Source organism: Serratia ureilytica, assembly GCF_013375155.1.
Taxonomy (GTDB): domain Bacteria; phylum Pseudomonadota; class Gammaproteobacteria; order Enterobacterales; family Enterobacteriaceae; genus Serratia; species Serratia ureilytica.
Genome location: NZ_JABXOF010000002.1, coordinates 107,634 through 127,818 on the forward strand (window position 1 = coordinate 107,634; position 20,185 = coordinate 127,818).

Annotated in this window: 19 protein-coding genes; 5 read left to right on the forward strand and 14 right to left on the reverse strand. The window is 58.8% G+C overall.

Annotated elements, in window-relative coordinates; translation table 11 throughout:
- The first annotated feature begins 52 nt into the window (after positions 1–52).
- The gene (locus HWW83_RS03895) at positions 53–1,321 is read left to right on the forward strand and encodes an EpsG family protein (RefSeq protein WP_158234561.1); all 1,269 of its coding nucleotides are present in this window, start codon (positions 53–55) and stop codon (positions 1,319–1,321) included.
- A 62-nt stretch (positions 1,322–1,383) separates the two neighbouring features.
- On the opposite strand, the gene HWW83_RS03900 is transcribed toward HWW83_RS03895, so the two are convergent.
- The 6 genes from HWW83_RS03900 to HWW83_RS03925 form a co-directional block, all read right to left on the reverse strand.
- Positions 1,384–2,967 carry an ABC transporter substrate-binding protein gene (locus HWW83_RS03900; protein WP_089197166.1) on the reverse strand — a complete coding sequence of 528 codons (1,584 nt, stop codon included), beginning with the start codon at positions 2,965–2,967 and terminating at the stop codon, positions 1,384–1,386.
- Between the two features lie 132 nt (positions 2,968–3,099).
- Positions 3,100–3,771, reverse strand: coding sequence for an ABC transporter ATP-binding protein (locus HWW83_RS03905; RefSeq protein ID WP_069100013.1), 672 nt, complete (start codon positions 3,769–3,771; stop codon positions 3,100–3,102).
- The gene (locus tag HWW83_RS03910) at positions 3,768–4,610 is read right to left on the reverse strand and encodes an ABC transporter ATP-binding protein (RefSeq protein WP_033643451.1); all 843 of its coding nucleotides are present in this window, start codon (positions 4,608–4,610) and stop codon (positions 3,768–3,770) included. The genes HWW83_RS03905 and HWW83_RS03910 overlap by 4 nt, the downstream gene beginning before the upstream one ends.
- Positions 4,600–5,469 (reverse strand): ABC transporter permease, encoded by an 870-nt coding sequence (locus HWW83_RS03915; protein ID WP_046687287.1) that lies wholly within the window; start codon positions 5,467–5,469, stop codon positions 4,600–4,602. The genes HWW83_RS03910 and HWW83_RS03915 overlap by 11 nt, the downstream gene beginning before the upstream one ends.
- The gene (locus HWW83_RS03920) at positions 5,466–6,521 is read right to left on the reverse strand and encodes an ABC transporter permease (RefSeq protein ID WP_129992984.1); all 1,056 of its coding nucleotides are present in this window, start codon (positions 6,519–6,521) and stop codon (positions 5,466–5,468) included. Before HWW83_RS03920 ends, HWW83_RS03915 begins: the two co-directional genes overlap by 4 nt.
- Positions 6,521–8,089: an ABC transporter substrate-binding protein gene (locus tag HWW83_RS03925; protein ID WP_089197169.1), complete on the reverse strand. Its 1,569-nt coding sequence runs from the start codon at positions 8,087–8,089 to the stop codon at positions 6,521–6,523. The genes HWW83_RS03920 and HWW83_RS03925 overlap by 1 nt, the downstream gene beginning before the upstream one ends.
- A gap of 279 nt (positions 8,090–8,368) precedes the next feature.
- On the opposite strand from HWW83_RS03925, the gene HWW83_RS03930 reads away from it, so the two are divergent.
- Together HWW83_RS03930 and HWW83_RS03935 are read left to right on the forward strand one after the other, a co-directional pair.
- Entirely contained in the window at positions 8,369–9,016 is a 648-nt protein-coding gene (locus tag HWW83_RS03930) for a hypothetical protein (RefSeq protein ID WP_033643455.1), read from the forward strand.
- Positions 9,006–9,197 (forward strand): hypothetical protein, encoded by a 192-nt coding sequence (locus HWW83_RS03935; RefSeq protein WP_033643456.1) that lies wholly within the window; start codon positions 9,006–9,008, stop codon positions 9,195–9,197. The genes HWW83_RS03930 and HWW83_RS03935 overlap by 11 nt, the downstream gene beginning before the upstream one ends.
- Positions 9,198–9,247: 50 nt before the next feature.
- On the opposite strand, the gene cbl is transcribed toward HWW83_RS03935, so the two are convergent.
- The 3 genes from cbl to chaB form a co-directional block, all read right to left on the reverse strand.
- Entirely contained in the window at positions 9,248–10,201 is a 954-nt protein-coding gene (cbl, locus tag HWW83_RS03940) for an HTH-type transcriptional regulator Cbl (protein WP_033634950.1), read from the reverse strand.
- A 299-nt stretch (positions 10,202–10,500) separates the two neighbouring features.
- Entirely contained in the window at positions 10,501–11,196 is a 696-nt protein-coding gene (locus HWW83_RS03945; RefSeq protein WP_033643457.1) for a gamma-glutamylcyclotransferase, read from the reverse strand.
- 250 nt (positions 11,197–11,446) lie between these two features.
- Positions 11,447–11,674 carry a putative cation transport regulator ChaB gene (gene chaB, locus HWW83_RS03950; protein WP_033643458.1) on the reverse strand — a complete coding sequence of 76 codons (228 nt, stop codon included), beginning with the start codon at positions 11,672–11,674 and terminating at the stop codon, positions 11,447–11,449.
- Positions 11,675–11,804: 130 nt separating this feature from the next.
- Between chaB and HWW83_RS03955 the strand changes: the two genes are divergently transcribed.
- Together HWW83_RS03955 and chaA are read left to right on the forward strand one after the other, a co-directional pair.
- A complete protein-coding gene (locus tag HWW83_RS03955; RefSeq protein WP_033643460.1) occupies positions 11,805–12,623 on the forward strand; it encodes a siderophore-interacting protein in 819 nt (272 codons plus the stop codon).
- A 292-nt stretch (positions 12,624–12,915) separates the two neighbouring features.
- Positions 12,916–14,019 (forward strand): sodium-potassium/proton antiporter ChaA, encoded by a 1,104-nt coding sequence (chaA, locus tag HWW83_RS03960; RefSeq protein ID WP_025303229.1) that lies wholly within the window; start codon positions 12,916–12,918, stop codon positions 14,017–14,019.
- 36 nt (positions 14,020–14,055) lie between these two features.
- On the opposite strand, the gene lpxO is transcribed toward chaA, so the two are convergent.
- The 5 genes from lpxO to efeU all read right to left on the reverse strand — a co-directional run bounded on the left by lpxO (position 14,056) and on the right by efeU (position 20,011).
- Entirely contained in the window at positions 14,056–14,958 is a 903-nt protein-coding gene (lpxO, locus tag HWW83_RS03965; RefSeq protein ID WP_025303230.1) for a lipid A hydroxylase LpxO, read from the reverse strand.
- A gap of 234 nt (positions 14,959–15,192) precedes the next feature.
- Positions 15,193–15,981, reverse strand: coding sequence for a phosphate starvation-inducible protein PhoH (phoH, locus tag HWW83_RS03970; protein WP_015378226.1), 789 nt, complete (start codon positions 15,979–15,981; stop codon positions 15,193–15,195).
- 717 nt (positions 15,982–16,698) lie between these two features.
- Positions 16,699–17,997 carry an iron uptake transporter deferrochelatase/peroxidase subunit gene (efeB, locus tag HWW83_RS03975; RefSeq protein WP_060660591.1) on the reverse strand — a complete coding sequence of 433 codons (1,299 nt, stop codon included), beginning with the start codon at positions 17,995–17,997 and terminating at the stop codon, positions 16,699–16,701.
- Positions 17,998–18,008: 11 nt separating this feature from the next.
- The gene (gene efeO, locus HWW83_RS03980; RefSeq protein WP_170853382.1) at positions 18,009–19,145 is read right to left on the reverse strand and encodes an iron uptake system protein EfeO; all 1,137 of its coding nucleotides are present in this window, start codon (positions 19,143–19,145) and stop codon (positions 18,009–18,011) included.
- A gap of 20 nt (positions 19,146–19,165) precedes the next feature.
- Positions 19,166–20,011 (reverse strand): iron uptake transporter permease EfeU, encoded by an 846-nt coding sequence (gene efeU, locus HWW83_RS03985; protein WP_033643493.1) that lies wholly within the window; start codon positions 20,009–20,011, stop codon positions 19,166–19,168.
- Between the last annotated feature and the right edge of the window lie 174 nt (positions 20,012–20,185).

Genomic DNA, 20,185 nt, shown 5'->3' on the forward strand with positions numbered 1-20,185 from the left:
CTTTAGACCCCGGTGTTATGTTCCCCAGCTGGATCACGCCATGGAGCATCCCATGCAAAACCCGGTCAGGCCACTCGCCGCCCTTCCCGACAGCGAACAGGCGCATTCTTCCGTGCAATGGCTGCTGCTGGGCGCCGTCGCCATCACAGGCGTTTGGTTCGCCCCCTATTTATCGTTGGTGATTTGCAGCGGCTTGATCGCCGCCTTTATGCTGCTGCGCCAGCAACCCGATCGCGTGCTGAATCTCACCGCCTTCCTGCTGCTGACCGTGATATCCGCGGTGCCGCTGGCGACGAAGAACCTCGAGCCGGTGATGAACGACAAGGTGAACTACTACCTTGAGATGCAGCAGTACAGCGGCTACGGCCTGATGGACTGGTTGGCGCAGTTTTCCGGCACCGACTTTGTCTCGCACCTGTTGTTTAAACTGACTGCCACCTGGTTTGGCGTCGGTAATGGCGCATTCGCCGCCTTCTTCCTTATCAGCTTTTCGCTGCTGGCGCTGGGCGTTTACCGCCTGTCGCGCACTTACTTTGCCGTGATCCTGTTTTTGTTCTGCTGCCAGTACAATTTCCAGGGGCTGTACGGCAACCTGTTGCGGCAGGGGCTGGCGCTCTCTTTCCTGGTGCTGGCCGTGTCGGAACAGCACCGCGGCCGCATGCTGCTCTGGATCGTGATGGCGTCCTTCAGCCATTTTTCCGCTTTCCTGTTTCTGCCCTATCTGCTGCTGCCCGCGCGCTGGCGCACCGTGGGCACTCTGCCGGTGCTGGCGCTGTTCGCCGCCTGTTACCTCGGCGGCGCGGTGCTGATGCCTAAACTGATTGCCGTCGTCGGCAACGACTTTCTGGCCTCGCGCGCCGAAGCCTACGTCAGCGGCGACTTCGGTAATAACCCGGTGCGCAAAATCCAAATCACGCTGCTGTACGTCGGCGTGGTGGAGGCGCTGTATCAATTCGCCCGCTACAAGTTCCGCACGCCATCGCCTCAGTTTGTACAAGCCGCCTATGCCGTGCGCCTGATGTTCCTTTATAACTGCGCGGTGTTCTTCGCCACCATCAGCTTTGAAGAGGTGGCCAACCGTTATTCATTCAACATGATGATCTTCGTGCTGATCTTTATGGTGATGGTATGCGGCAATCTGAAAGACGCGATAAGCCGGGTGCTGCTAACGTTGCTGTGCTTCTCGCTGGGCATCGCGTCCTATCTGTATATCAACCAGGTCGGCGTGCAGCAGTTTTGGTACGGCGATCTGCAGGCGCTGGTGACCGACAGCCTGCCGACAATCCTCAATAAGCTGAATCTCGCCGGCACGCCGTGGTGAGCTCGCCGCGTTAACACCGGCCAGGCCCCCTCTCCTCTCGGCGGCGAGGGGGCATTTTTCGTTCACGGCTGCGTTTTATTCACCCGATCCAAATACAGCATGCTGTTGGCGATATCCACCCGGGCATCTTCAACATTGTCCCGTAATGCCACCAGCGTTTGCCCCTGCAGCGCCAGCACATAAGGCGAACTGGCCTGCAGTTCCCGTTGCAGCGCGGCGTAACGTGCGCTGCGCGCTGCGCTGTCGCCTTCCGCAGCCGCCGCACGCGTTTCCGCGCTGATGGCGGGAATGCTCCACTGGGTGCGCCAGGCCAGGGTCTTCGGCCCGCCCGGCACATTGTAGGCAAAGGCGCTGGCGTTGGTGTTCGGATCCAGATAGTCGGCGCCCCAATAGGTGAAGATCGCCTGGAAATCGCGGCCGCGCATCTTGCCCCACAGATCGCTCTCCACCACCGGATGAATGTCCAGCCGCAGCCCAGCCTGCGCAAAGCTGGCCTGCAGCGCCTGCGCGATGTCGGTATACGGCGGCTGGTTGATGACGATCAGGCTGATGCTTGTGCCCTCGTTGATGCCGGCATCGCGCAGGATCTGTTTGGCCTTGTCCACATCGAGCTTAAACGGCCGCTCGTCGAGCGCACCGTCCAAGCCCTGCGGCAAGAAGGCCTGATGCACGCGATATTGCCCTTTCAGCAACCGTTCGGCGATGCTCTGATAATCCACCAACCAGCGCGCCGCCTGCCACAGCGCCGGATTGCCCAGCGCCGGGTTGTCTTTGCTGCCGGTATTGAAACCGAGGTAATACACCTTGGGCGCATCGGCCTGCTCAATGCGCACGCCCGGCGCTTTGCGCAGCGAGTCGAACTGGTCAGCGCCCAGATCGTAGGCCACGTCGGCATCCCCCTTCAGCAACAGTAAACGGCGGGTGCCGGCATCGCTGACGTTCTTGAATAACACCGTTTTCAACCGGGCCGGCGACGGCGCGTAATCGTTGCGGCCAAACAGCAGTGCCTCATGCGGCACATAGTTATTCACCCGATACGGGCCGCCGCCGGCCGAATGGTTGCGCAGCCAGGCGTTCCCGAAGTCCCCCTGCTGCGCGTGTTCGCTCAACAGCTTCTCATCCACGATCGAAGCCACGTTCGCCGTCAGCAGCCGCAGCGCCAGCTCGCTGCCGATGTTGGCCGACCAACTGAGCTGCACCTGGTTATCCCCGATCTTCTTCAGCTGCTGCTCGACGTTATCCGGCGTCCAGCCAAACTCAGCGAGAATAAAGGACGGCGCCTTGTTCAGCTTCACCGCACGCACCAGTGAGTAAATCACGTCCTCGGGACGCAGCGGATTGCCGGAAGCGAAACGTTGTTGCGGCTTCAGGGTAAAGATCAGGCTGCGCCCATCGGCGCCCGCTTGCCAACGGGCGGCGGCGTCCGGCACCAACTTTTGCGGCGCACCGCGATCCGGCGCCACCAGGCGCTGATAGAGATTGACCAGATTGGCCGAGCTGACGGTTTCAAAGCTCTCCGCCGGATCGAGGCTGATGATGCCCTCGAGCGAACTGACCACCACCAAGGTATCCGGCGGGGTGGCGGCCTGCGCGCCGAAAGCGGTCGCCAGCGCGCCATATAATAAGGTTGGGATTAACCGTTTCATCGATACACTCTCCACAATCACGCGGTTGCGTTGTTTTTCGAGTGTAGGGGGTAAGAATTAACAGAAGAACGACGATAAATTGCTTTATTTATTACCAAGATGGATATGCCCGCCGCATTGACGGGCATTGGCTCAGGCAAGGAGACGGCCGTGCGCCATCGCCACCGCGCGATCGCACATATGGTCGATCACATCCGCATCGTGACTGACCAGCACCAGAGTCAGATCGCCCGCCTGTTTCAGCTCGTTGAGCAAGTTGAGGATCTCCGCCTGCACCGACATGTCCAATGCCGAGGTCGGCTCATCCAGCAGCAGCAGCTTCGGCCGCAACAGCAAGGCGCGCACGATCGCCACGCGCTGCCGTTGGCCGCCCGACAGCTGATGCGGATAGCGATCCAGCAGGCGCGGATCCAATCCTACCTGGCGAAAGCCCGCGCTGATTTTGCGTTCGATGTCGCTTTCTTGCAGCAGTTTGAGCGGTTCCGACAACGTGCGCAACAGCCGGTGCTTGGGGTGTAGCGAAGCATAAGGATCCTGAAACACCATCTGCACTTCACGCCGCAGTTCGCCGGTGAACGCCTGCCCCGGCTGCAGCCGCCGCCCGAGCAGTTCAAAACCGCCGCGCCAGCTGTCGTTCAGCCCGGCCAACACCCACAGCAGCGAGGACTTGCCGCAGCCGGAAGGCCCCACCAGGCCGAAGCACTCGCCCGGTTCGATACGCAGGTTAACGTCGTGCACCACGGTGCGCTGTTCATAGCCCTGGCGATGGCTGACGCTGAGGTTCTCCAGTGCAATCACGCTCATTTCAATGCCTCCAGCAGCGCGCGATCCAGCACCGGCAGCGGCTTGCCGCGCGTCTCGCGGCTCGGCCGACACGCCCACAGCGTGCGAGTATAAGGGTGCGTGGCCTGCGCCAGCTCTGCTGCCGGCAGCTGATCCAACAGCTCGCCTTTGTACATCACCAGTACCCGCTCGCAGTGGTGCGCCACCTGCTGCAGATCGTGGCTGATCAGGATCAGCCCCATATTACGTTGCGCCACCAGATTTTCTATCAGCTGCAGCACCTGATCGCGCATCTGGTGATCCAGCGCCGATGTGGGTTCGTCGGCAATCAGCAGCTGCGGATCGTTGATCAGGGCGATGGCCAGCATCACCCGCTGCCCCATCCCGCCGGAGAGCTGATGCGGATAGCGGCGACACAGCGCCACCGGATCGGGCAAGCCCACCGCCGCCAGCATCTCCAGCACTTTTTCACGCCGCTCGGCGCGGCTCAGCTTGGCATGCAACACCAGCGGCTCCTCCACCTGACGGCCAATCGGCTGATTGGGATTCAACGCATGCTTGGGATCTTGCATCACCATCGCCACCCGGTCGCCGCGCAGTCGGCTCCACTGGCGCTCGCTCAGGCGCGTCAAGTCTTCGTCGCCCAGCGTCAGGCGCTGCGCCCGCAGCTGCAACGGCGGCGGCAATAGCCCCATCAGCGCACGCGCGGTCAACGATTTGCCGGAGCCGGACTCACCGACCAGCGCCAGCCGCTCCCGCCCCATGCTGAACGAAATATTCTTCACCAGCGCCGCCGGCTGCGGCCCCGGCACGCCGATCGCCAAACGTTCAACGGTCAATAAGGTGTTATCAGTGCCCATGACGAGGATCCATTTTATCGCGCAGGCCATCGCCCAGCAGGTTAAAGGCCAGGCTGGCGAACAGGATCGCCCCGCCCGGTGCGGCGGCGACCCACCATTGATCGAAAATCACTTTACTGCCTTCGGCCACCATCGAGCCCCATTCGGCGGTCGGCGGCGCGACGCCCATGCCGAGGAACCCCAGACCGGCGGCGGACAGGATGATGCCGCCCAGGCTCAGCGCCGCGCGCACCACCGCGCTGGGCAGGCATAAAGGTAAAATGTGGCCGACCATCAGCCGCAGCCCGTTGATGCCCTGCATGCGCGCCGCCGCCAGATAATCGCTGCGGCGCAGCGCCAGCGTTTCGGCCCGCGCCTGACGGGCAAAGGCTGGCCAGCTGGTCAGCGCCAGCGCCAGCGCGCCGTTCATCAGCCCCGGCCCCATCACCGCCACGAACGCCAGCGCGATCACCAGGCTCGGCAACGACAGGAAAATATCGGTCAGACGCATCAAGATGCGTTCTGCCCAGCCGCCGAGATAACCGGCACAGATGCCCACCAGCAGACCGATAGGAATGGTCAGCACCAGAATCAGCGACACCAGAATCAGCGTCGGCCGCGCGCCGTAAATCACGCGGGAGAGCAAGTCGCGGCCGAAACCGTCGGTGCCCAACCAATGCGTGGCGGAAGGCGGCAGCAGCCGCAGCTCGATATGCTGCAAATTGGGATCGAAAGGCGCCAACCACGGGGCCAGCAGTGCGGTGACGATCAGGATCGCCACCAGCGCTGCGCCGAGCGTCAGCGTGGTCAGCCGCTGACCGGTGCGATAGCCGACGGCCGGCTCGCTTTGAGGTTCGTGTTCAGAGAGATATTGGCTCATCGGGTTCGCGGATCCACTAGATAGGTCAAGGCATCGGCCAGGGTATTCAACAGCACGAAACAGGTGCCGATCAGCAGCGTGGCGCCGAGGATCGCCGGGGTGTCGGCGGCAAACAGCGCCGAGGTCAGATAGCGCCCGACGCCGGGCCAGGCGAACACTGTTTCGGTCAATACCGCGCCCTCCAACAGGCTGGCATAGGAGAGAGACAGTACGGTGATCAGCGTGCCCAGCACGTTGGGAAACACATGGCGCAGCAGAATGCGCAGGCGGCCGGCCCCCTTGGAACGCGCCAGCGTCACGTATTCCTTGTTGCATTCTTCCAGCATCGCCGCCCGCAGCAATCGGGTAATGCCGGCCATCGACAGCAGCGCCAACGCCACTACCGGCAGCCACAGGTGGCCGATGGCGTTGTAGAACATTTCGCGATCGCCGGACAGCCAGCTGTCGATCAACACGAAACCGCTGCGCGGCTCCATGCTGTACAAGTAGATGTCGTCAAGCCGCCCCGGCCCCGCCGACCAGTGCAGCGTGGCATAGAACAGCAGCAGCCCGAGCAGGCTCAGCCAGAAAATCGGTACCGAATAGCCGATCAGCGACAGCAGACGCGCCGCGTTATCCAGCCAGCTGCCTGGTTTGAGCACCGCCAGAAACGCCAGCGTAATGCCGCCGAGGGCGCCGAGGATAATGGCGCAGGTGGCTAACTCCACCGTCGCCGGGAAAGTACGCAGCAGATCGCTCAACACCGGCTGGGCGGTTATGCGTGAAATGCCTAAATCGCCGTGCGCCAGGTGCACCAGATAGCGCCAAAATTGCACCGGCAGCGGCTGATCCAGCCCCAGGTCATGACGCACCTGCGCATAGGTGGCTTCGCTGGCGTGATCGCCCGCCACCTGCAGCGCCGGATCGATCGGCGCCAGGTGCGACAGCATAAAGGTGAACAGCAGCAGGCCGAGCAGCGTTAACGCCAGCGACAACACGCCGCCGAGCAGCCGCCCGCCCCAGCGCCAATACCGCCGGGCTAGCCCGGCGGAGGCGGAGAGTTCAGCGGCCATTACTTGCTGACCTTGCTGTAGAACACCATGTCAGGGTTGATGCCCTGCACATAGCCCTTGAGGTTGTCACGCACCGCGATCAGGCTGCGCGCCTGCAGGCCGATAACGAACGGCGAGCTTTGCTGCACCTGTTTTTGCAGTTGCTGATAGTCGGCCACTCGTTTGGCGGTGTCGTTTTCCGCGGTGGCGGCCAGCGTCAACTTGCTCAGCGCCGGGATCTGCCAGTTGGCTCGCCAGGCCAGCGTCTTGCTGCCGTCCTCCGGGTTGTAGGCAAAGGCGGCCGCGTTGGTGTTGGGGTCGAAGTAATCCGGCCCCCAGGAGGTCAGCGTCGCATCGTAGTTAAGCGCTTTCACCTTGGTGGAGACCTGCGAGCTGATGCCCGGCACCAGTTCGACCTTCACGCCGCCCTGAGCAAAACTGGCCTGCAGCGCCTGAGCGATATCCAGGTACGGCGGCTGGTTGTTGACGTCCAGACGGAAACTGACGTTGCTCAGCCCCGCTTTGGCCAGTATTTCTTTGGCTTTCTGCGGATTGAAGCTGTACGGCCTATCCTTGAGCGCGCCCAGATAACCGTCCGGCAGGAATGCCTGATGGCTCTGGAACTGCCCTTTCAGCAGATCGTCGGCGATGCCTTGGTAATCGAACAGCCAGCGCGCCGCCTCCCAAAACGCCGGGTTGCCGAGCGCCGGCGACGCCTTGGCGTTGAACTGCAGGAAATAAAGCGAGGCGTAAGGAATGGCCAACGGTTTGACGCCCGGCTTGCCCTTCAGGGCCGCCATCTGGTCCGCCCCCAGGTTGCGCGCGATGTCGGCATCGCCCTGCTCAATCAGCAAACGGCGCGCGGCCGGATCGGGCACGTTTTTGATCAGGATGGTTTTCAACGTCGGCGCCCCTTCCGGCGAGCCGGGGTTCGCGTCCAACACCACCACTTCGTGCGGCACATAGGTGCGGATTTTGTAAGGGCCGCTGCCGGCGGAGTGGCTGTTCAACCATTGGTGCCCCAGATCGTCGCCCTGCTGGTGCGCCAGCGCCTCTTTGGCGTCGACGATCGAGGATACCGGCGCCGACAGCAGACTGAGCACGAAGGCCGGGCTGACGTTTTCATCCCAGCTGATTTTTACCGTATGGTCATCCACCTTGGTCAGGTGTTGATCCACGTTCTTCGCGTTCCAGCCCAGCTGCGTCAGGATAAACGACGGTTCGAGATTGAGTTTCACCACCCGTGAAAGCGAAAAGATCACGTCCTCCGGCCGCAGCGGGTTGCCGCTGGCGAATTTGGCGTCCGGGCGCAGGCTGAAGGTCAGGCTGCGGTTATCGGCGCCGGCCTGCCAACGGCTGGCCAGGGTCGGTTTGAGATCGACGGGATTGTGCGGATCGGACTGGATCAGACGTTGATACAGGCTGTTGAACGACTGCACCGTGGTTAACTCAAATCCCTGAGCCGGGTCAAAGCTGACCACGTCATCGATAGACTGCGCGATCACCAACGTGTTGGCCGGCGTCGCCGCCTGTACGTCAACGCTGGCCGCCACGGCCAAAAACAGCAAAGAAGGAACGAGCGCTTTCATCTGAAACTCTCCAAGCGGATGGAATTTATAATAATTTCGCGAGTGTATGCGAGCGCGATCGGCAGCTGAAGGTACTTAAATCACTATAGATATTCTTTTTATGTATATAGATGGGGTTTTGATTATTAGAGCGAGGATTGCGCGGCCGATCGCACTCTCGCGGCACCTCGCAGCAATTGCCCATTGTCTTTGCGGCGCGATTCGCAGCGATGAAAGTCGAGGTTTGAGTCTGTTTCATCGGGTGATTAACGTGAGCTCGGTCACCCAAAGGACGGGCAAATGGAAAACCATCCATCAGAAAATGGCTTCTCACTCCGGCATGAGAGAGCGATAGAGCAAACATTGGCAGATATGAACAGCGTGCTGCTTGAGTCGGATCTCTTTATGACTCGTCTGACGGTACAAGACAGGCGCTGGCAAAAAGGCAGAAAAAACGGCCATACGTTAAATTGGCGCTCTCTCTTTAAATATCATGCCCAAATGCCCATAAGTTTCGCTTTTGTCTACCGGCGAATAACCAGCCCGCTGAGCCGTGCAGGCTTTTGTCTGTGCCGTTATCTCCAGGCCGAGAACGTTATCGAACTTGTCGCGCTGGAGAATTTCTCCTTGCGCGAAACGCAACATCCACTGAAAGGCAATATGCTGCGCAACTGCTTGCAGGCTCTGTATCTGTATGGCCTGAACCTGCAAGAGCAGGGGCTGACGCCGGCGTCTCCGCCGGACATGCTGATCAGCCACGCCATTAATCACCGCGTGTTGGCGCTGTATACCCGTCAGGCCGCCTTTGAAGTGATACCCGGTACCATGACATGTAAAACCAGCTTCAACGCACTGAAAAAGTACATACAATCGCTGGAAAAATACGGTGCCAAATGTGATAAGGTGCGTACAAATAACGCGCAAAAAGGAAGCAAAAATGAAAAATAAGGATCTGACCGACCCGACGCTCTCCATTCAAGAGCAAAAACGCATCGCCATAGAGATTCTACGTCAGTACCATCGCTGGGAGATGGCCAACCCTCGCCCCCCCGAAGAACTCCCGGAATGGGAAGCCATCGGCCCGTTCAGAAAAAGTAAACGTCATCTGATCGAACGTACCGACGACTGATCCCGCATTAGCCCGCAAGCAATCCGGTCCGGCAGGGCAATGACGCGCTGTTAAATCTGGTAATCAATCACCGCGTCCAGCTGCGACGAGAAGACCTTGTCCTTTATTTCGGTCAGCGACAGCGTCGGGTTGCACAGTTGGATAAAGCGCCAGGCATAGTTGCGCTGCAGCTGGCTGCGTTTCAGGCCCAGCCATACCGTATTAGGCTCAAACAAATGCTCGGCGTTGAGACTGACCAAGCCGCGATCGCGCTCTTTTTCATACGACATGTCCGCCAGCACGCCCACGCCTAACCCCAGCTCGACGTAGGTTTTAATCACGTCGGAGTCCTGCGCGCTGAGCGCGATGTCCGGGGTCAGGCCCGCCGCTTTGAACGCCGCATCCAGCTTCGCGCGCCCGGTAATGCCCTGGCGGTAAGTGATCAGCGGCAAGGTGCTGAGCATCTCCAGCGTCACCTGCGGCTGACGCGTCAACTCATGCCCTTCCGGCACCAGGATGGTGTGATGCCAGCGGTAGTAAGGGAACGCCGCCAGCGATTCGTCACTCATCAGCCGTTCGCTGGCGATGCCGATATCGGCTTCTCCGGCGGCCAACATCGAGACGATCTCCTCAGGGCTGCCCTGATTGAGCACCACCCGCACCCGCGGATAAAGCGCGCGAAACTCTTTGATCACCCCCGGCAGACTGTAACGCGCCTGAGTGTGCGTCGTTGCGATATGCAGCTGCCCCGAGTCGTTGCTGCTGAAAACGTCCGCCAGGCGACGGATGTTGTTGGCGTCGTTGAGAATGCGCTCCGCCACCACCAACAGCTCTTTGCCGGGTTCGGTCATGCCCAGCAGCCGTTTGCCGCGGCGAATGAATATTTCAATGCCCAGCTCTTCTTCCAGCTCGCGAATATGCCGACTGACGCCGGACTGCGAGGTAAATAACGTATTGGCGACCTCAGTCAGGTTGTAGTTGCAGCGCGCCGATTCACGAATAATTTTTAATTGTTGAAAGTTCATCCCCGTCTCCCTGTTTCTTCCAGTAGCGTTAGCCATATTGATACGGAGTCCGAAGAGTCTGAACAAATAAGAAATAACCTTTACTTATGCAATTTAATACTAAGTCGATCATTCTGCTTCGCAGGTGGGGTGGGAAACTGACAAAAAACAGCTAATGACTTTAAAAATAACGGGATAGATAACCACAATAAAAGCATGCCTTAAATCACTGTGGAAATTAAGTTATTAAATATAGGCATTAGATATAAAAAAGGGCTCAGCATGCTGAGCCCCTCACCGTTCGTATTCCCGCAGCAGCCTCAGGCGGTGGCCTCGCTGCCGATGCCGCCGGTGCGGTTCTGCTGCAGCCACTGCTGTACACAGCGCACCAGATCGCCGATGCAATCATCCTGCATGCCGTGGTGCTTCAACTCGTTATCCAGCGCAAACAGATATTGCGCGTTGGTGCCCAGCGGGCCGCTGGCGCTGGCGATCAATGGCGCAATCACCTGGTAGCTGGTGTCTTCTTCAAACAGCGGATGTTGCGGGTTCATCACGAACACCAACGCAGTAACCTTCTCGCCGCCATCCAACTGCAGCTCGCACCAGGTGGGCACGTAGCAATCGGTCACCATTTCGCGCTTCCAAAGCAGCTCCAACTCTTCACGCAACTTGCTTTCCGGCAAACGAAACGCCAGGCCCGTGGTGTGGCCGCCGGCTTTTAACGCCAGCATGCGCCCCGGCTGATGCAGCGTGCCGCGCCCGGCGGTCAAGCGCATGCAGAACGCCCGGTGCCAGCCCTGCAGCGTGGCCGGCCGCACTTCTTCCGATTCGAAAACTGGATTCCACATCAGCGAACCGTAACCGAATATCCATACGGGGCTGTGATCCGGCCGGCGCGATAAGGTGCAATCCAACGAGGCTGCACGCTGTTCAGGCGTCAGCAACAACGACTCCTCAATAGCGCCGAATGCAGTTTTGCAATCCGCTTTTTGCAGAAAATCTCGCGTTAACACTGATATTACCTCCCGGGAATACGATTTCTCGCCTTCCCTCGCCACTGCTGAACCTTTGATGTTTTATTTTCGGCTGCGGATTTTTATTAATTCAATCACCGCGCCTTATAAGAATGACCTTATTCTTTTCCTGACGTGCAATCAAGTTACAAAGCGGCGTTAAAGTGAAAAAGTATTTGTACTGAGCAGCAATAATATTAATTGCCGGGTTCCACATAATGTCTGCGCGATTTTACTGCGTGATAATTCATTACTTTTTATGCCAGCGTTCGTCGTCGCCCTTGCGATAGCTTTGCTTGACCGCCGCCCAGGCCACCTTATGCGCCGTCTCTTCCCGGCTGTCGTCACCGCGCCGCTCATCGGGATCCCGGTATTGTTGCCAGGCGCTGTTGAACGCTTCTTTATAGATCGCCTGCGCATGTTCCGGCAGCACATGCTTAACGTTGTCCGGCAAGTCGTTCGTGCTGTGGTAGGGCATATGGCCTCCCCTTTCAGGATGAGTGAACCTTAAGCCTAGCCCACATGCGGTTTCGTCTCAATTAGCAAACAATTCTCATTATCAAACGACATGTTATACTCACCGCCAAACGAACTATAAGGAGAATCCCGTGACTACCGAAGCCCCTCGCTCACGCGCCCCCTACCTGATCGCCGTCAGCCGCGTACAGGACATGACGCCGCACCTGCGCCGCATTACCTTTACCGCTCCCGATCTGCGTTACTACCCGGCCAATGCCGCCGCTGCACACATCAAAGTCTTTTTGCCGCTCGCCGGCCAGACGCAGCCGGACCTGCCGACGCTGACCGAAAACGGCCCGCGTTGGGCTGCGGACGCCGTGCGCCCGATCGTGCGCACCTATTCCATCCGCGCCGTGCGCCCGGAACTGGCGGAAGTGGACATCGAGTTCGCCATTCATGATCATCAGGGCCCGGCGGTGGACTTTGCACGCCAGGCGAAAGCCGGTGATAAAATCGGCATCAGCAACCCGGGCGGCCCCAAGCCGATGCTGCCGGCCGCCGACTTCTACTGCCTGGCGGGCGATCCTTCCTCACTGCCTGCGCTGGCCGCACTGCTGGAAAACCTGCCGCCACACAGTGCCGGACGCGCTTTCGTCCGCGTCGACAGCAACGCTGACGTCATTGACCTGAAGAAACCCGCCGACGTTGAGGTCAATTGGGTCGTCGGCGGCACGGAGAAGACCGACGAGTTGGTCGCTCGGTTCCGCGCGCAGTCCCTGCCGCAGGGCGAAAGCCACTTCTGGCTCGCCGGTGAAGATCGCCTGGTGGTAGAGCTGCGCCGCTACCTGCGTCGCGAACGTCAATGCGATCGTAATCGTCTTTATGCCGTGCCTTACTGGCGTGAGGGGCTAAATGAAGAGGGTTACCACAATAAACGGCATGAAATCATGGACAACATTGACGACTGACGGTCTCATTTTCCTTGATTAACCACGAGCTAAACAAGTAAACACGACTTTTCTCAAATCTAACGCTAAAAATTGGCGTTATTGCGTAAAAGTAAGTAAATAAAACCGCACCCCGTGCGGTTTTTTTGTTACCCTGATCACATAAGCAAGCAATTGCTTTCTCAGATAAAACAACATCACACCGGCGCCGCGGGTGTATCCTAATATAAAATACCTACTGGAAACGCAACGTTGCCGTATCACGGCGACCGGCGCTGACGGGCTACGCTGTTTGAGAAGGAGTGCCACCCTCATGAAGTCGCAACACGATCCTGGCCGATCCACCAAATCTCGCCACACCGAATACTCGCTGATCTTCCCTATCGCCGCGCTGGTGGTGTTAAATCTATGGGGCAGCACCGATAACTTTCCGCTGATCGTCGGCATCAATATTCTCGCGCTGGTGGGGATCCTCAGCAGCGCCTTCAGCGTGGTGCGCCACGCCGACGTGCTGGCTCACCGATTGGGCGAACCCTACGGCTCGCTGATCCTCAGTTTGTCCGTCGTGATCCTCGAAGTCAGCCTGATTTCCGCGCTGATGGCCACCGGCGACGCCGCGCCGGCGCTGATGCGCGACACGCTGTACTCCATCATCATGATCGTTTCCGCCGGCCTGGTCGGCTTTGCGCTGCTGCTCGGTGGGCGCAAGTTCGCCACCCAGTACGTCAACCTGGGCGGCATCAAACAGTATCTGATGGCGATTTTCCCGCTGGCGGTGATCGTGCTGGTGTTCCCGAGCGCGCTGCCAGGCGGCAACTTCAGCACCGGGCAAGCGCTGCTGGTGGCGTTGATCTCCGCCGCCATGTATGGCGTGTTCCTGGTGATCCAGACCAAAACCCACCAGAGCCTGTTCGTGTACGAGCATGAAGACGACGATGGCGACCCGCACCACGGCAAGCCCTCTTCCCACAGCAGCGCCTGGCACGCCGCCTGGCTCATCGTGCACCTGATCGCGGTTATCGCCGTCACCAAGTTCAACGCCAACCCGCTGGAAGGCCTGCTGACCAAGATGAATGCACCGGCGCAGTTCACCGGTTTCCTGGTGGCGCTGTTGATCCTGTCGCCGGAAGGCCTGGGCGCGCTGCGCGCCGTGTTGAACAATCAGGTGCAACGCGCCATGAACCTGTTCTTCGGTTCGGTGCTGGCAACCATCTCCCTGACGGTGCCGGCGGTGACCATCATCGCTACCCTGACCGGGCAGACGCTGATCTTCGGCCTGCAAACGCCGCATATCGTGGTGATGTTGACGGTGTTGCTGCTGTGCCAGCTGTCGTTCTCAACCGGCCGCACCAACGTGCTGAACGGCACCGCCCACCTGGCGCTGTTCGCCGCCTACATGATGACTATCTTCGCCTGATCAAAAAGGGGCGCACTCTGTGCGCCCCTGCCTTCGTTATACCGAGAAGAATATCGCCGCGGCGATCCCCCCGAACAAAATCCACTTGATGATGTAATAACCGGTGCGGTTCCAGGCCTTCAGGCGTTTCCCCACCCGGCGTATCGCATAGATGTATTTGAACATCTTGTTGACGCCGCCGGTGCGATCGCCCTCTTCATTCGGTGCCGTGGCGGCGCTCATCAGGTTGCGCCCCAGCCAGTGATTCACCGCCTGCGCCCAGCGGTAGCGCATCGGCCGTTCGATGTCGCAGAACAGGATCAGACGATTCTGCCCGCTCTGGTTTTCCGCGTAGTGCAGATAGGTTTCATCGAACATCACCCCTTCACCGTCGCGCCAGCTGTAGCGCTCACCGTCCACCTCAATGAAGCAGCGGTCATCGTTGGGGGTAATCAACCCCAGGTGATAACGCAGCGAACCGGCGTAAGGATCGCGGTGGCGCGGCAAACGGCTGCCGTCCGGCAGTTCGGCGAACATCGCCGCCTTGACCGAAGGCAGGCTGCGCAGCAGTTCCGTGGTCTGCGGACACAGGGTCATGGCGGAAGGATGGCTGTCTTCATACCATTTCAGATAAAAGCGTTTCCAACCGGTCTTGAAGAACGAGTTGAAACCGGCATCGTTGAATTGATCGGACGCTTTGATCTGCTGGATCTCCATCAGCTTCTGTCCTTCGTCGCGGATGGTTTCCCAGTTCTCCCGCAGTACCGCCAGCTCAGGGAACTGCTCCGGCTTCAGGTACGGCGTAGTCGGCACACGAGAAAACAGATACATGAAGACGTTCAGCGGTGCGGTAAAGGTGGAATGGTCAGACAGCTGCCGCCAAACGTTGTAGCGTACCCGTCCGCGGTAATGCACATAGACGACGCATAAAATAAGCAAAATCAGAATGATGTATTTCATGTTTGAATCGCAGCAAGGAACCCACACGCTATGCGCCGCGCGGCGCACACCCCAGAAAATGTCCTTTTGGCGGCGCAGGCAAACTGCGCGCCAATCTGGAACCCATTAATCATTAACGCTAACTCAACGAAAATCTATACAGAAAACCACAATAATTTACACAAAGGTTAAACGAGAGGGGAAATGGGGGGCGAGAAAAAGGCCGCCGAAGCGGCCTTTCCATTAGCGGATAGGTTAACTGTAAGCGTTGAGCGTGCGCTGGCACAAAGCGGAGCGCACGCAGTCCTGTTTTTCAAAGCGGATAACGCCGATCATCTCGTCCTCTTCGAAGCGCTCCAGGGCATCGCTGAGACCGGATTTCACGCCGCGCGGCAGGTCGCACTGGGTCACGTCGCCGTTAACGATAACCGTCACGTTTTCCCCCAGGCGGGTCAGGAACATTTTCATCTGGCTGGCGGTCACGTTCTGGGCTTCATCCAGGATAACGACCGCATTTTCGAAGGTGCGTCCGCGCATATAAGCGAACGGCGCAATCTCTACCTTGCCGATTTCCGGGCGCAGGCAGTACTGCATAAAGGAAGATCCTAAACGACGTACCAGAATGTCATACACCGGGCGGAAATAAGGGGCGAACTTCTCGGAGATATCCCCCGGCAAGAAACCGAGGTCTTCATCCGCCTGCAAAACAGGACGGGTAACGATAATCCGATCCACCTCTTTATGGATCAGCGCCTCCGCCGCCTTGGCGGCGCTGATGAATGTTTTGCCACAGCCGGCTTCGCCGGTGGCGAAGATCAGCTGCTTATTCTCTATGGCTGATAAGTAATGACCCTGAGCTTCGGTTCTAGCCTCGATGGGTGAGCTATCGCGCTTGTCTCGCGCCATGCCGATAGACTCGACTCCCCCCATTTGCACCAGCGAGGTCACAGACTCTTCTTCCAGCTGGCGATGACTACGAGCGTCACGACGAATAACGCGTTTCGCTTCACGACGTGCTTTGATCACTGCTTTCTGTCTACCCATAGTGGCACCTTACAGTTTGTTTCACCTACCGCAACGGCCAGGCCGCGCGATTATGTTTCACACACGTATTAGGTTTTGGCCTCCTCCGAGCCAATAAGAGCCAAGGGACAATGTGAATTGACGGCAACGCTTAAGCGCCGTTGCTTCACGGGACAACGCGGACTGCATCAATAAATGTGGAGTAAAAAGTGGTGAGATTCGGTAGCGATAAGAGTGCGGAGTTGCCGGTAAAAGAGAGTCGGAGAGAGAACCCTCGTTACAACGAGAAATCAGGGGAGATGTGTTATTTTTTCTTTCCAGCCCAACCAAGGACTTTACCATTAGCGATCCCCGCAGTGATATTTACAGCTTCAAGCTGTGCACCGTGTGAAAACTACCGCCAGATGATTACAGTATAATGACATTCAATCCTGTCGCGTTACTAAAATGTAAAAAAATTTTATATGTTTGGTTTTTAGTTATCGCTAAAACACTATATCACGCGCGACACGTCATTCCATAAAAATTTTTAACATATAAATTTCAACGAATTACAATTAAAAACCGCGAATGACACTTTGGTTTACTGATTAAATTTTGCACAGCCCAAAAACGCGGGCGGTGTGTGCTTTTTAATCCATAGGCCAGGTGTCGAATTGACTTTCGACGCTCAATCTTCCGTACGGCAGGCAACACAAAGTAAAACGAGGCAGGCGAGCCCGCCTCGTCATTGCGCGCTCAGGCCTTGAGCAAACCGCTGGCCAAATAATCGCCGCGTTCTTTCACGCCCGGCAGCACGAAGAAATACCCGCCGCCAATCGGCTTGATGTATTCCTCCAGCGCTTCGCCGTTCAGCCTTTTTTGCACCGTCAGGAAACCTTTCTCCAGATCGGCCTGATAGCAGACGAACAGCAGCCCCATTTCCAGCTGGCCGGCATTGGATACCCCCAGTGAATAGCTGTAGCCGCGTCGCAGCATCAGATTGCTTTGGCTTTCCGGCGTGCGTGGGTTAGCCAAGCGAATGTGCGCGTCCATCGGGATCACCTTGCCGTCGGGATCGTTCGCGTAATTCGGCTCGTCATGTTCATGCTTCATGCCCAGCGGCGCGCCGCTGTGCTTCTCGCGGCCGAAAATGGTTTCCTGCTCCTGCAGCGGCGTGCGATCCCAAAACTCGACGCGGAAACGAATAATGCGCGCTGCCTGGTAGCTGCCGCCCGCCGTCCACGCCGGTTCACCGACGCTGTCGCCGACCCACACCACCTTATCCATCAGCGGTTTGTCGTCGGTTTTCGGGTTGGCGGTGCCGTCTTTGAACCCCAGCAGGTTGATCGGCGTCTCTTTGCCTTTGCTGCGCGCCGCATGCGCGGAGATAAATCCTTCCCGCTTCCAGCGCACGCTGAGCAGATCCGGCGAATGCTTGATGATGTCGCGCAGTGCGTGAATCACCGTTTCATTGGTGTTGGCGCAGATCTGCAGCAGCAGATCGCCGTGGCAAAGCCCGGCGTCCAGCGCATCGTTGGGGAAGCGGGTCATTTTCTGCAACCGCAGCGGCTTTTGCGCCTGCAGGCCAAAGCGTTCGTCGAACAGCGATGCGCCGACCGAGACGGTGATGGTCAGGTTATCCGGGTAAATCTCCGGCCCCATGATCCCCGAATCAAGCGGCGGCAGCTTGGCGTCCACCTCCGGCGCCTTGCCGCCGTGGGTCAGGAACGCGATGCGATCGGTCAGCAGCCGGAACAGGCGCTCCAGATCCGCTTTGCTGGTCGCCAGCACGTCGAACGCCACCAGCATCATCGCCGCCTGTTGCGGGGTCAGCACCCCGGCCTGATGGCGGCCATAAAACGGCTGTTTCTGCCAGCGCTCATCCTGCGGCGTCGCCAACGGCTCCGCCACGTTGCCCGTCGCCTGCGCCAGGCGGGTGCCGCCCAGCGCCAGTGCGCTTAGCCCCAGCCCCTGCAGCAAACGGCGCCGCGAAGGCGATGCCGCCCCCTGAGAATGCGGATGAGGCCCGTTATTCGGGCCTGCCTTGTTGCTCATAACCGTATGCCTCAGTCCAGACCCAATACGCCGCGCAGTTGGGAAAGGTCTTCCGCCAGCGTGGTGATCGGCCCTTTCAACGCATTGCGATCGGCATCGGTCAGCTTCTCATAGGACTCATAGCCCTCTTTGGTTTGGTACTTCGCCAAAATGGTGTCGACGGTTTTGAAGTTGGCGTCGATCTTGTCCAGCAGCGGCTTGTTGGCCTTGGCCAACAGCGGGCGCAGCAGGTTGACTATCTTCTGCGCGCCGTCGACGTTGGCCTGGAAGTCCCACAAATCGGTGCGGCTGTAGCGGTCTTCTTCACCGCTGATCTTGCTGGCCGCCACTTCTTCGATCAGCCCGGCTGCGCCGCCCACCACCTTGCTCGGCGGGAAGGTCAGTTCACTCACGCGCTTTTGCAGCTCTACGGTGTCGTGGTACAGGCGATCGGCGTAGGCGCCCATGTCTTTGGTGGAGTTGTCGGCAAACAGCGCCTTCTCGAGGCGGTGGAAACCGGTGAAGTTAGGATCCGCCGCTTTCTTCTCGTAGTCGTCTTCACGGGCATCGATGCTGCCGTCCAGATCGGAGAACAGCTCGGCGATCGGCTCAATGCGCTCATAGTGCTGGCGGGTCGGCGCGTACAGCTTGCGCGCTTGCTCCACGTTGCCGGCCTTCACCGCGTCGGTGAACAGCTTGGTTTGTTTCACCAGCCCATCGACTTCTTTGATGACGTAGACTTTGTATTCGGCGATCGGGCCAACCAGATCCAGCGCGTTCGGTTTGCCGTCGGTCGCGCCGTTGGCCGCTGCGGTGACAGTCAGTTTGCCTTTCGGGTTGCTGAGCAGCCCGCAGGTCATGTCATATTCGCCCGCCTCCAGCGTGGCGGTCATTTTCTGGGTAAAGCCCGGCGCGATGTTCTCACGCTCTTCCACCACCATCACCCCTTTCAGGATTTCCCATTCGACGTTTTTCTGGCTGGTGTTGTGCACCACAAACTGCGTCTTGCCGGCCGGCACCGTCAGCTGCATCGGTTCGCACTGCTTGTCGTTGACCGTGACCTTGACCTGCGGCACGTCCGCCGCCAAGGCGTCGATGCTCAGCGCAAACGCCGGGATAGCCAGTAATGCTGCGTGCAACGCCTTGCGGCGAAATAACGGAGTAGACATACGAGATTCCCTATTAAACATTAATGATTGATTTTACGTTGCGCCGGGGCCGCTGCCGGCTCCGCGCGCTGCGGCAGAAAGAAGAAAATCAGCGCCGGGATCAAATACAGGAAGTAGACCGCCACTTCGCTGACCGTCGGCGCTTCCTGATAACCGAGGATGCCTTCCAGCAGGGTGCCGAACAGCGAATGGGTCGACAGGGTGCTGCTGAAATCGAAGGCGATGTCCTGAAAGTGGTTCCACAGACCGGCTTCGTGGAAGGCGCGGATCGCCCCGGCGGCCAGCCCGGCGGCGACGAACAGAATGAACAGGCTGGTCCATTTGAAGAATTTGGCCAGATGCAGCTTCACCCCGCCCCAGTAAATCATCATGCCCAGCACAATGGCGGCGACCAGGCCGAGCACCGCACCGATCGGCGCTGCGGCGCCCACGTCTTGCTGAAACGCCGCCAGCAGGAAGAATACCGACTCCAACCCTTCGCGAGCGACGGCGAAGAACACCATCGCCACCAGCGCCCAACCCTGCCCTTTACCGGCGCTGAGCGCCTGATCGATCGCCCCTTCCAGATGTACCTTGACCGACCTGGAGACTTTGCGCATCCAGAACACCATATAGGTGAGGATCAGCACCGCCACCACCGCCACGATGCCTTCGAACAGCTCCTGCTGTTTCTGCGGGAACTCGCCGGTGGTCTCATTGATGAAGATGCCGAGCGCCAGACACAGCGCCGCCGCGACAATCACGCCGATCCACACCGCGCCCAGCCATTGGCTGCGCTGCGTGCGCTTCAGGTAGCTGGCGATCAGGCTGACGATCAGCGCGGCCTCCAGCCCCTCACGGAACATGATAAGAAAGGGAACGAACATAACTAATCACCCCTGAAAAGACCGCGGCGGCAGAGAAAACCGGCTCGCAATGAGCCGCGGCGAGTATGTAAAGAAACGTAAAATACAACGAGAGTGATTATCATTCTGCCAAAAAGAAATACAAGAGGCGCAAGCGTGATTTTTTCTAATCAAATGTCGCCAGGTGTTACAGCT

Coding starts and splice junctions, on each gene's coding strand:
- HWW83_RS03895 (WP_158234561.1), top strand. CDS start 53: ATGCAAAACCCGGTCAGGCCACTCGCCGCCCTTCCCGACAGCGAACAG.
- chaB (WP_033643458.1), bottom strand. CDS start 11,674: ATGCCCTACCACAGCACGAACGACTTGCCGGACAACGTTAAGCATGTG.
- lpxO (WP_025303230.1), bottom strand. CDS start 14,958: ATGAAATACATCATTCTGATTTTGCTTATTTTATGCGTCGTCTATGTG.
- chaA (WP_025303229.1), top strand. CDS start 12,916: ATGAAGTCGCAACACGATCCTGGCCGATCCACCAAATCTCGCCACACC.
- HWW83_RS03935 (WP_033643456.1), top strand. CDS start 9,006: ATGAAAAATAAGGATCTGACCGACCCGACGCTCTCCATTCAAGAGCAA.
- efeO (WP_170853382.1), bottom strand. CDS start 19,145: ATGTCTACTCCGTTATTTCGCCGCAAGGCGTTGCACGCAGCATTACTG.
- HWW83_RS03920 (WP_129992984.1), bottom strand. CDS start 6,521: ATGGCCGCTGAACTCTCCGCCTCCGCCGGGCTAGCCCGGCGGTATTGG.
- efeB (WP_060660591.1), bottom strand. CDS start 17,997: ATGAGCAACAAGGCAGGCCCGAATAACGGGCCTCATCCGCATTCTCAG.
- phoH (WP_015378226.1), bottom strand. CDS start 15,981: ATGGGTAGACAGAAAGCAGTGATCAAAGCACGTCGTGAAGCGAAACGC.
- HWW83_RS03915 (WP_046687287.1), bottom strand. CDS start 5,469: ATGAGCCAATATCTCTCTGAACACGAACCTCAAAGCGAGCCGGCCGTC.
- HWW83_RS03930 (WP_033643455.1), top strand. CDS start 8,369: ATGGAAAACCATCCATCAGAAAATGGCTTCTCACTCCGGCATGAGAGA.
- HWW83_RS03905 (WP_069100013.1), bottom strand. CDS start 3,771: ATGAGCGTGATTGCACTGGAGAACCTCAGCGTCAGCCATCGCCAGGGC.
- HWW83_RS03900 (WP_089197166.1), bottom strand. CDS start 2,967: ATGAAACGGTTAATCCCAACCTTATTATATGGCGCGCTGGCGACCGCT.
- HWW83_RS03910 (WP_033643451.1), bottom strand. CDS start 4,610: ATGGGCACTGATAACACCTTATTGACCGTTGAACGTTTGGCGATCGGC.
- efeU (WP_033643493.1), bottom strand. CDS start 20,011: ATGTTCGTTCCCTTTCTTATCATGTTCCGTGAGGGGCTGGAGGCCGCG.
- cbl (WP_033634950.1), bottom strand. CDS start 10,201: ATGAACTTTCAACAATTAAAAATTATTCGTGAATCGGCGCGCTGCAAC.
- HWW83_RS03925 (WP_089197169.1), bottom strand. CDS start 8,089: ATGAAAGCGCTCGTTCCTTCTTTGCTGTTTTTGGCCGTGGCGGCCAGC.